Raw genomic sequence first — 8,701 nt, forward strand, 5'->3', positions numbered from 1 at the left:
TCTTCGGTTAGGCCGCTCTTGGTCCCCAAAACCCTGACTACGGACAACAGGAGTTATAAATGGATTTAACAATTATCTTAGGTGGCATCGTCGTCGTACTGCTCGTTGTTTACTACCTTTACGCCTCAATGATCAAAAAGAAAAACCGTGTCCAAGAGGCCTTATCGAGCATCGATGTACAGTTTCAAAAAAGGGCAGATCTTGTGCCGAACATGCTTCGGACTGCCGCAAAATACATGCAGCACGAAAAGCAGTTGTTTGAGGATATCGTAGAGCTGCGAAATTCGGTCAAGACAACTTATGACATGAACAATGCGAATGCAGTTGCCCAGCACATGGAGACCGAAAATCAGCTTCAAAGTAAGTTAGGAGCCTTTCAAGTGCGAATGGAAGCCTATCCAGAATTAAAATCAGACGGGACCATGATCGAAGCGATGAAAGCAATGTCCAATGTTGAGAATAATATCAGCGCAGCCCGGCGGTTTTATAACGCCTCTGTGGGAACACTCAACAATGCTGTGGAAACATGGCCAACAAGTACCTTCGCGCGCAAAATGGGGATCGACGCCATGCCGTTCTTTGAAGCAGAAGAAAAGGCCCGCGAAAGTATTGATGTCTCGGACTTTCTCTAGGAGCACATAACATGACAAATACAGATATAAAAATTGATGACGCTCTTCTTGAAGAAGCGTTTGCTTTCGAAGAGGCATCGATAGATATCATCGCAACATGTAAGCGGAAGACGCGGTCTATGATGGGCGTTGCTATACTTGCGCTTGCCGGTGTGGGATACGCCGCAATAAGTGGCATGATCGGCACAACAGTGGCCGTTGTTGCCGTCGTCATCGTTTTACTCGTCGGCGCGATTTACCGTTCGATCGTTTACGGCCCCGTTTTGAAATTTAGAAAATCAGTGAAACTTGAATTTGGCAATAAACTTATGGCGCAGTATGATCCAAATCTTGCCCTTACGGGGCGAGGCTATGACCGCATGAAGTTCGATCGTGACCTAAAAGGCGTTATACCAGAATATGACCGTTTTCATTCAGAAGACCTTATCGAAGGAACTTATAAATCGACCCCGTTGCGTTTCTATGAAGTGCGCCTCGAAATTGAAAAGAAGGTCGAAGAAAAAGGACCGGACGACGAAGTTACGACAACCACCAAGGTCGAAGATGTGTTTCGTGGGTTTGTGGTTTCTATCGGACTTAAGCGTGACTTTCAGGGCGAGATCACCCTTCGGAGAAATAGCATAGTAAACGCAGTTTTAGGTCAAGAACGCGTGCGCCTCGAAAGCGACGAATTCGAAAACCTGTTTGACGTTTTTGCAACTGATCAAATCACCTCTCGGACGTTGCTCACACCTGTGTTTATTGAGAACATGACAGCGCTTGCGAATAATCCTTCGTTCAAGAAGACTGGCCTTAAGGTAAATAAAAAAATTTCCTTGGGCGATCAAACATTCCAAGCAACTGTAAGAGATGATTTCTTGCATTTGATGATCCCAAGCAATGCGGATAAATTCGAGGTTTATGATGACGGCCAAGCAATCAAACTGGACAGGTTCGTTGAAACATTCCAAATGGACATGAACGCGATCGTGCGCTGTATCGAAGGCTTAAATCTTGCGGATGAGGCATGACCGTTTTGCGTGATGTGCGCGGCATTTCAAGACTGAAAATGGGCTATCGCGCGGTCGCATGCGCGATCCTATTTGGCCTCTTTCATCCGACCTTCCCCTCCGCAGGTGAGGGGTGGGTTTATTCGCAAGACTGGTTCGAGAAACTCTATGCAAATTGTGACCTCTCATCGAGCGATCCGTATGTACTTGAACAATGCATTGGTCACGCAACAGAACTCTGCGCAGCGCACACACCAGAGGGCAGCACGCTTGCCGGATATCTCTCGTGCATCAAAAAGGAAACAACCAGTTGGGACCTACTCTGGGATAAATATAAGCCAGAGATATTTGCGCATCTCGACCTGCTTGATCGTGTCGGGGGCCGCCAAGAAGGCAATGCGCGCAGATTTTACGCACAAAGCCAAGCAGACTGGCGTACGCATCTTTTGTCTCACTGTGCCTTTGAGGCATCGTTACAACCTAACCCAAATCTTCGAGAAAACGACGAAGCCTATTGTATACTGGACGGCACCGCTCGGCGGGTGCAATTCCTCCTAGAGATAACCCAAATCCAATAATCCGCAGATCATCTTAAAGCAGCGCTCAAGTTTATGAAAAAAGCCATGCGGCGCTATGGATCACCAAACGAGATCGCCACAGATAAACTTCGCTCGTATAGTACAGCAGCAAAAGAGCAAGGCTGTGCAGAAAAGCAATTTACCAAACGATGGGCAAATAACAGAGTTTAGAATTCACAATTACCGTTTCGACGAAGAGAAAGAGCAATGCTTCGATTTAGGCGCATGCACAGTCTACAGAAGTTCGCCTCAATCCATGCTTCGTTTCACAATCTATTCAACTCACAAAGCTCACTCCCAAAACGCAGTACATTTGAACTTAACCGTGACGCAGCACTCGCCGAGTGGCGTTCTTTAGTGACCGCATAGAAATCGTTGTCAAATGAATACTGATGCCAGGGATCGTTTGTCTGACAGCACCCGCCGCTGATTTCAGTAGCACACGCTCCACATACCGCTGATTATTCCAGCAAATTAGCCATAAACGCTCAAGAATTGAGCATAGGCATCTTCTGGTGGCGGGATAGATCACCACGCTCTACGACTGCTTCGCTTGCCTTGCTAGTTTTTTACGCTGGATGGAGTGGCTGACAAGCGTATGAACCAACAAGCTTCGATATCATTGGAAGCGGCACAGCCGCCGCGCGCTGTTGGCACGATCGAGCTTTCGACGAAAACGCACAACCGACAGAGCTGCCTTGACCGCTTTCGCACCTCTGGCGCCAGTAAGGTTGCGTTCCCCCGCAACGCTGGAGCTTTAGAGGCAATTGTTCTGAACACATCTGGCGGATTGACGGGCGGCGATCAGTTCTCAACGAACATCAGTGCGGGCGAGGGGAGCCGACTTGTCCTGACCACCCAAGCGGCGGAGCGGGCCTATCGCAGTTTGTCCGGAACAGCGCACGTCGTCACGCGACTAATGGTTGAGCCGAATGCAACACTGCATTGGTTGCCGCAGGAGTTGATATTTTTCGACGGCGCGTCGCTGGATCGCCAGTTGGATGTTGCTCTTGATGACACCTCTGAGGCTGTGATCGCAGAGTCCGTTGTCTTTGGACGCCACGAGATGGGGGAAACCCATGTGTCTGGCAGCCACAAAGACCTGATCGCCATTTCGCAGAATGGCAAACCACTTTATCGCGATCGTTTCCTTTTGTCGGGCGACATTTCGGCCCAGCTCCAGCGGCCTGCCATTGCGAATTGTGGGATTGCTATGGCGACTGCGATTTACCATGGGCCGGCGGCAGAAGCGATGTTGCCAATAGTGCGCGATGCGCTGCCAAAGACTGGTGGAGCCAGCCTTGTCGCTCCCAATTTGCTGATCGTACGACTGGTGGCAGAGGACTCTTTCGTTTTGCGCCAAACGCTCATCCCGATCCTCGAACATCTCACCAAAAACAGCCTTCCCAAACCGTGGAGCCTTTGACCCATGCAATTGACCCCCCGCGAGAAAGACAAGCTTTTGGTGGCTTTGGCCGCTGAGGTCGCCCGCAAGCGATTGGCGCGTGGCGTCAAACTGAACCACCCCGAAGCCATCGCGCTGATCACCGACGCCGTGGTTGAAGGCGCGCGCGATGGCGGATCTGTCGCCGATATGATGGAAGCGGGGGCAGAGGTCATTACCCGCGACGAATGTATGGAAGGGATCCCAGAGATGATTCACGAAGTGCAGGTCGAAGCCACTTTTCCCGACGGGACGAAGCTCGTCACCGTTCACAACCCGATCCGCTGAGGTGCTGACATGATCCCTGGAGAGCTTTTCCCCGCCGACGGTACGCTGACAATTAACCCTGAAAGTGACGTAATTACCTTGATGGTTGCCAACACCGGCGACAGGCCGGTGCAGGTGGGCAGTCACTATCATTTTGCCGAAGCCAACAGCGCGCTCGATTTCGACCGCAACGCCGCGCGTGGCCTGCGGCTTGATATCGCTGCGGGTACGGCTGTTAGGTTTGAACCCGGGCAACGGCGCGAGGTGAATCTGATCCCGATTGCTGGTGCACGCCGGATTTTTGGGTTCAATCAGCACGTTATGGGAGATCTCTAAATGCCAGCTGCAATCTCCCGATCCGACTATGCCGCGATGTTTGGCCCGACCGTTGGCGACAAGTTACGTCTTGCCGACACTGACCTCATTATTCAGGTGGAGCGTGATCTGATCGCGGAACGCTCCAGTCAGGCTGCAACTGGTGGCTCTGGCGCGAATGCCCTGCACTACGGGGAAGAGGTAAAATTCGGCGGCGGCAAGGTGATCCGTGATGGCATGGGCCAATCTCAGGTCACACGGGCGGAGGGGGCCGTTGATACGGTCATCACCAATGCCCTGATCGTCGACGCGACAGGGATCTACAAGGCGGACGTGGGGCTCACAGATGGACGTATTGCTAAGATCGGCAAGGCTGGCAACCCAGACACGCAACCCGGTGTCGATATCATCGTCGGTCCGGGGACGGAGGCGATTGCAGGCGAAGGCAAAATCCTGACCACTGGCGGCTTCGACAGCCATATCCACTTTATCTGTCCACAACAGATTGAAGATGCGCTTCATTCCGGTTTGACCACCATGCTTGGTGGGGGAACTGGGCCTGCGCATGGGACTTTGGCCACGACCTGCACACCTGGCCCTTGGCACATTGGTCAGATGTTGCGAGCAGCCGATGCCTTTCCGATGAACCTCGCGTTTGCGGGGAAGGGCAACGCCTCGCTTCCCGCCGCGCTGGAAGAACAAGTAATGGCGGGCGCTTGCGCTTTGAAACTGCATGAGGACTGGGGCACGACGCCCGGGGCAATCGATTGCTGCCTGTCCGTCGCGGACGCTATGGATGTTCAGGTGATGATACACACGGATACGCTGAACGAGTCCGGCTTTGTCGAGAATACGATCAAAGCTATCAAAGGCCGTACGATCCACGCTTTCCATACCGAAGGGGCAGGCGGGGGCCATGCGCCTGACATCATCAAAATCTGTGGCGAAGGGCATGTGCTGCCATCCTCCACAAATCCGACGCGGCCGTTCACGGTTAACACGGTGGATGAACACCTCGACATGTTGATGGTCTGTCACCACCTCGACAAATCGATCCCTGAGGATGTGGCCTTTGCCGAAAGCCGTATCCGGCGCGAAACGATCGCGGCGGAGGATATCCTGCACGACATGGGCGCGTTCAGCATCATCGCATCCGACAGTCAGGCGATGGGACGCGTGGGGGAGGTAATCATCCGTACATGGCAGACCGCCGATAAGATGAAGAAGCAGCGCGGGGCCTTGCCGGAAGAAACCGGCGATAACGATAATTTCCGGGTCCGCCGTTACATCGCAAAATACACGATCAATCCGGCCATTGCACATGGGCTGTCCACGTACATCGGATCGATTGAGGAGGGCAAGCGCGCTGATCTGGTGCTGTGGAATCCAGCCTTCTTTGGCGTGAAGCCGGAGATGGTGCTGATGGGGGGCAGTATTGTCTGTGCGCAGATGGGCGATCCCAACGCCTCCATCCCCACACCGCAACCCGTTTACACCCGCCCGATGTTTGGCGCCTATGGCCGATCTGTTGAGGCGAACGCCGTGACCTTCGTCTCAGAAGCGGCGCAGGCCGCGGGGGTCGGCGAAAAGCTTGGTATCGCCAAATCAACACTGGCCGTCGCCAACACACGGGGGATCGGCAAGGCGGACCTTGTTTTCAACGACGCCACGCCGGAGGTGGAGGTGCATCCTGAAACCTATGAGGTTCGTGCCGACGGTGAGCTTTTGACCTGCCAACCCGCGACCGAGCTGCCAATGGCGCAGCGGTATTTTCTGTTCTGAGGTCTCATGTCCAGCTTACCCATATCTCAAACAATCCTGCCCGCCGCTGCTTGGACCACCGCCGCCGCGACTTGTGCGTTGACGTACGACCAGCGGTTTTTCCGCCGCAAGAAACTGACAACAGGTGCAGGCTGGCCGTTCATTGCGGACTTTGAAAGTACTGTGTCGCTTAATCATGGCGATGGCCTGCAATTGAGCGATGGAACGTTTGTCGAGGTGATCGCAGCGCCGGAGTACCTGTTGCAAGTCACAGGGCCGGATATGCTGCGCCTCGCTTGGCACATCGGCAACCGCCACACCCCATGTCAGATCGAAGCGGGACGCCTGCTCATCCAGAATGACCCTGTGATCGGCCACATGCTTGAACATCTTGGAGCAACACTGACCGAAGTGGTTGAGCCGTTCACGCCCGAAGGTGGGGCCTATGGACACGGGCGAACCCACGCCCACGCACACGGACATACGACCCATGTTCATGCCGACTGACCCGCGCTTCCTGACGCTCATGCAATGGCTGTCGCCGGCGTTTCCGACAGGCGCGTTTGCGTATTCTCATGGCATTGAATCGGCGATTGCGGACGGCTGGATCACGGATGCTGAGAGCCTAGAAGATTGGTTGCAGGATTGCCTGACGCACGGGTCGGGACGGGCAGATGCGACTTGGATACGCTTGGCCTTTGAGGCCGAAGACCCAAAGCTAATTGACCTCGAAGCGCGGGCTTTCATCAGCAGTCATGAACGTCTGCGGGAGGCGGAGCGGCAAGGTGCGGCTTTCATCAATATCGTCAATGATGTTTGGGATATATCGCTGTCTGGTTTCTTACTGCCGGTGGCACTCGGCCATGCGGCGCGGCATGTACGTTTGGACATCGACGCGACCGTTGCGTTCTATCTGCATTCTTTTGTCAGCAACCTCGTCTCGGCCGCCCAGCGCCTTGCACCAATCGGGCAGACCGCAGGGCAGCGGGTCATCGCAAATCTGATGCCTCTGTGCCTTGAAGTGGCGAATGACACAAAGGGCGCAAGCGTTGAGGATGTCTTTGGAAATGCTTTCCGCTCCGACATCTCAGCGATGCGACACGAAACCCTTCAACCACGGCTCTTTCAATCATGACAAAACTCAACGGTCCTTTGCGTGTTGGCATTGGTGGCCCCGTAGGGGCTGGCAAGACAACCCTGACTGCGCGGCTTGCCGAACTGATGAAGGCCGACTTTTCCATCGGTGTCATCACCAACGACATTTACACGCAGGAAGATGCTGAGGCGCTGATGCGGATGCAAATCCTCCCCTCCGATCGCGTCATAGGGGTGGAGACGGGCGGTTGCCCCCACACAGCGATCCGCGAGGATGCCTCCATCAACCTCGCAGCTGTGGCGGAGATGCGGGGCCGGCACCCAGATGTGGAGGTTGTGTTGATCGAATCTGGAGGTGACAACCTGTCGGCTACGTTCAGCCCCGAGTTGGCGGACCTGACCATCTATGTGATCGACGTGGCGGCTGGTGAAGAAATCCCTCGCAAAGGCGGGCCTGCGATCACGCGGTCGGATATCCTTGTCATCAATAAAACTGATCTGGCGCCTTATGTCGGCTCCTCACTAGAGGTGATGGCGACAGACGCCGCGCGGATGCGGCATGATCGGCCGTTCGTCTTTACCAGCCTGAAATCAGGCATGGGCGCGTCAGAGGTGCTCGATCTTCTGACGTCGGAGGCGGGATTGGCCTAGCTTCTGGCGAAGATTTGAATTGAAATCGGATTGTTAATGCTTTCTCGAGGGTTGGGCAGCCACTCTGCCGCATATGAGAACCCCGATCCTTTTCTTCTTTTTGGCCATCACTTCGCACGCCTTCGCGCAATCGTCTGATGCTGTCTTTCGCTCTGACGGCGGACGCTGGGCTGTTGGATGCACTGGAACCATCTGCCAAGCGTGGAACGGTTGGGTCACGATCCGGTTCGAAAATGACGGCTTTTCCATCGATCCTGTCGATGGTCGGCGCCTCCTCCACGTCCACAACCGCTTTGCGCAGCCGCTGGAAACAGACCGGCGCCTCGATCTCTTTGCTGTTGAAACCTTGAAATCATCGGGTCGGTTTGTTGCCATCGACAACGGTGATGCTTCGATAATCGAGTTGGAGGGGGTTTCAATCGGCGGCCTTGCGGGTGCCTTGGATTATATGTCGGCAAACCTGCTTGGGGCAGCGCCCAATCCATACATCGATTACCGCGCTGTGGAAGAGGATCGCTTCACATCCCAATCCACACCACAGCTCTTACCGTTCACCAAGCCACAGATTGAATTTGCGTTACGGGCGCAGACCCAAGACGATTAGGACAACGCCAGCCCAGTGGCTTTGATCGCAAAGGCGTAGGCTCGGGCGCTGTCCTCCAACGCTTGGAAACGTCCGGAATTGCCGAAATGGCCGGATGTCATATTGGTCTTCAACATCAGGATGTTGTCATCCGTTTTGGTCGCGCGCAGCTTAGCCACCCATTTGGCAGGCTCCCAGTAGGTGACACGCGGATCGGACACGCCCGCCGTTACCAACATCGCGGGGTAGCCCTGCGCCGTCACGTTGTCATAAGGGGAGTATTCCTTGATCGCGTCAAAGGCGTCTTTGCTCTCTATCGGGTTGCCCCATTGCGACCACTCGCCTGGCGTGAGGGGCAAGCTTGCGTCGAGGATGGTGTTCAAAAC

The 8,701-nt window shown here is 54.4% G+C and carries 11 protein-coding genes and 2 pseudogenes; 12 read left to right on the forward strand and 1 reads right to left on the reverse strand.

Annotation, left to right across the window (positions count from 1 at the left end; translation table 11 throughout):
• Nucleotides 1-59 precede the first annotated feature (59 nt).
• The 12 genes and pseudogenes from ACTF5F_RS07915 to ACTF5F_RS07970 all read left to right on the forward strand — a co-directional run bounded on the left by ACTF5F_RS07915 (nucleotide 60) and on the right by ACTF5F_RS07970 (nucleotide 8,336).
• The gene (locus ACTF5F_RS07915; protein WP_438956333.1) at nucleotides 60-632 is read left to right on the forward strand and encodes a LemA family protein; all 573 of its coding nucleotides are present in this window, start codon (nucleotides 60-62) and stop codon (nucleotides 630-632) included.
• Nucleotides 633-643: 11 nt separating this feature from the next.
• A complete protein-coding gene (locus ACTF5F_RS07920; protein ID WP_438956334.1) occupies nucleotides 644-1,642 on the forward strand; it encodes a DUF3137 domain-containing protein in 999 nt (332 codons plus the stop codon).
• Nucleotides 1,639-2,199 (forward strand): hypothetical protein, encoded by a 561-nt coding sequence (locus ACTF5F_RS07925; protein WP_438956335.1) that lies wholly within the window; start codon nucleotides 1,639-1,641, stop codon nucleotides 2,197-2,199. Before ACTF5F_RS07920 ends, ACTF5F_RS07925 begins: the two co-directional genes overlap by 4 nt.
• Nucleotides 2,200-2,214: 15 nt before the next feature.
• Nucleotides 2,215-2,568, forward strand: a pseudogene (locus tag ACTF5F_RS07930) (DDE-type integrase/transposase/recombinase); the annotation flags it as partial.
• Nucleotides 2,569-2,797: 229 nt separating this feature from the next.
• Nucleotides 2,798-3,625, forward strand: coding sequence for an urease accessory protein UreD (locus tag ACTF5F_RS07935; RefSeq protein ID WP_438956336.1), 828 nt, complete (start codon nucleotides 2,798-2,800; stop codon nucleotides 3,623-3,625).
• 3 nt (nucleotides 3,626-3,628) lie between these two features.
• On the forward strand, nucleotides 3,629-3,931 hold the full coding sequence (locus ACTF5F_RS07940) for an urease subunit gamma (protein ID WP_438956337.1): 303 nt from the start codon (nucleotides 3,629-3,631) through the stop codon (nucleotides 3,929-3,931).
• A 9-nt stretch (nucleotides 3,932-3,940) separates the two neighbouring features.
• Complete coding sequence (locus ACTF5F_RS07945) at nucleotides 3,941-4,246, forward strand: urease subunit beta (protein ID WP_438956338.1); 306 nt, start codon at nucleotides 3,941-3,943, stop codon at nucleotides 4,244-4,246.
• Nucleotides 4,247-6,007: an urease subunit alpha gene (gene ureC, locus ACTF5F_RS07950; protein ID WP_438956339.1), complete on the forward strand. Its 1,761-nt coding sequence runs from the start codon at nucleotides 4,247-4,249 to the stop codon at nucleotides 6,005-6,007.
• A 6-nt stretch (nucleotides 6,008-6,013) separates the two neighbouring features.
• Nucleotides 6,014-6,493 carry an urease accessory protein UreE gene (locus ACTF5F_RS07955; RefSeq protein WP_438956340.1) on the forward strand — a complete coding sequence of 160 codons (480 nt, stop codon included), beginning with the start codon at nucleotides 6,014-6,016 and terminating at the stop codon, nucleotides 6,491-6,493.
• A complete protein-coding gene (locus ACTF5F_RS07960) occupies nucleotides 6,477-7,121 on the forward strand; it encodes an urease accessory protein UreF (RefSeq protein ID WP_438956341.1) in 645 nt (214 codons plus the stop codon). The genes ACTF5F_RS07955 and ACTF5F_RS07960 overlap by 17 nt, the downstream gene beginning before the upstream one ends.
• On the forward strand, nucleotides 7,118-7,732 hold the full coding sequence (gene ureG, locus ACTF5F_RS07965) for an urease accessory protein UreG (RefSeq protein ID WP_438956342.1): 615 nt from the start codon (nucleotides 7,118-7,120) through the stop codon (nucleotides 7,730-7,732). Before ACTF5F_RS07960 ends, ureG begins: the two co-directional genes overlap by 4 nt.
• 73 nt (nucleotides 7,733-7,805) lie before the next feature.
• Nucleotides 7,806-8,336, forward strand: coding sequence for a hypothetical protein (locus tag ACTF5F_RS07970; RefSeq protein ID WP_438956343.1), 531 nt, complete (start codon nucleotides 7,806-7,808; stop codon nucleotides 8,334-8,336).
• Here the strand turns inward: ACTF5F_RS07970 and ACTF5F_RS07975 are convergent.
• Nucleotides 8,333-8,701 (reverse strand): annotated as a pseudogene (locus ACTF5F_RS07975) (prolyl oligopeptidase family serine peptidase); the annotation flags it as partial. The gene ACTF5F_RS07970 and the pseudogene ACTF5F_RS07975 overlap by 4 nt on opposite strands.

Origin of the sequence: Cognatiyoonia sp., assembly GCF_965661665.1 — a bacterium.
Lineage (GTDB): Bacteria > Pseudomonadota > Alphaproteobacteria > Rhodobacterales > Rhodobacteraceae > Cognatiyoonia.

Coding starts and splice junctions, on each gene's coding strand:
- ACTF5F_RS07925 (WP_438956335.1), top strand. CDS start 1,639: ATGACCGTTTTGCGTGATGTGCGCGGCATTTCAAGACTGAAAATGGGC.
- ACTF5F_RS07920 (WP_438956334.1), top strand. CDS start 644: ATGACAAATACAGATATAAAAATTGATGACGCTCTTCTTGAAGAAGCG.
- ACTF5F_RS07945 (WP_438956338.1), top strand. CDS start 3,941: ATGATCCCTGGAGAGCTTTTCCCCGCCGACGGTACGCTGACAATTAAC.
- ACTF5F_RS07955 (WP_438956340.1), top strand. CDS start 6,014: ATGTCCAGCTTACCCATATCTCAAACAATCCTGCCCGCCGCTGCTTGG.
- ACTF5F_RS07915 (WP_438956333.1), top strand. CDS start 60: ATGGATTTAACAATTATCTTAGGTGGCATCGTCGTCGTACTGCTCGTT.
- ACTF5F_RS07970 (WP_438956343.1), top strand. CDS start 7,806: ATGAGAACCCCGATCCTTTTCTTCTTTTTGGCCATCACTTCGCACGCC.
- ureC (WP_438956339.1), top strand. CDS start 4,247: ATGCCAGCTGCAATCTCCCGATCCGACTATGCCGCGATGTTTGGCCCG.
- ureG (WP_438956342.1), top strand. CDS start 7,118: ATGACAAAACTCAACGGTCCTTTGCGTGTTGGCATTGGTGGCCCCGTA.
- ACTF5F_RS07940 (WP_438956337.1), top strand. CDS start 3,629: ATGCAATTGACCCCCCGCGAGAAAGACAAGCTTTTGGTGGCTTTGGCC.
- ACTF5F_RS07960 (WP_438956341.1), top strand. CDS start 6,477: ATGTTCATGCCGACTGACCCGCGCTTCCTGACGCTCATGCAATGGCTG.
- ACTF5F_RS07935 (WP_438956336.1), top strand. CDS start 2,798: ATGAACCAACAAGCTTCGATATCATTGGAAGCGGCACAGCCGCCGCGC.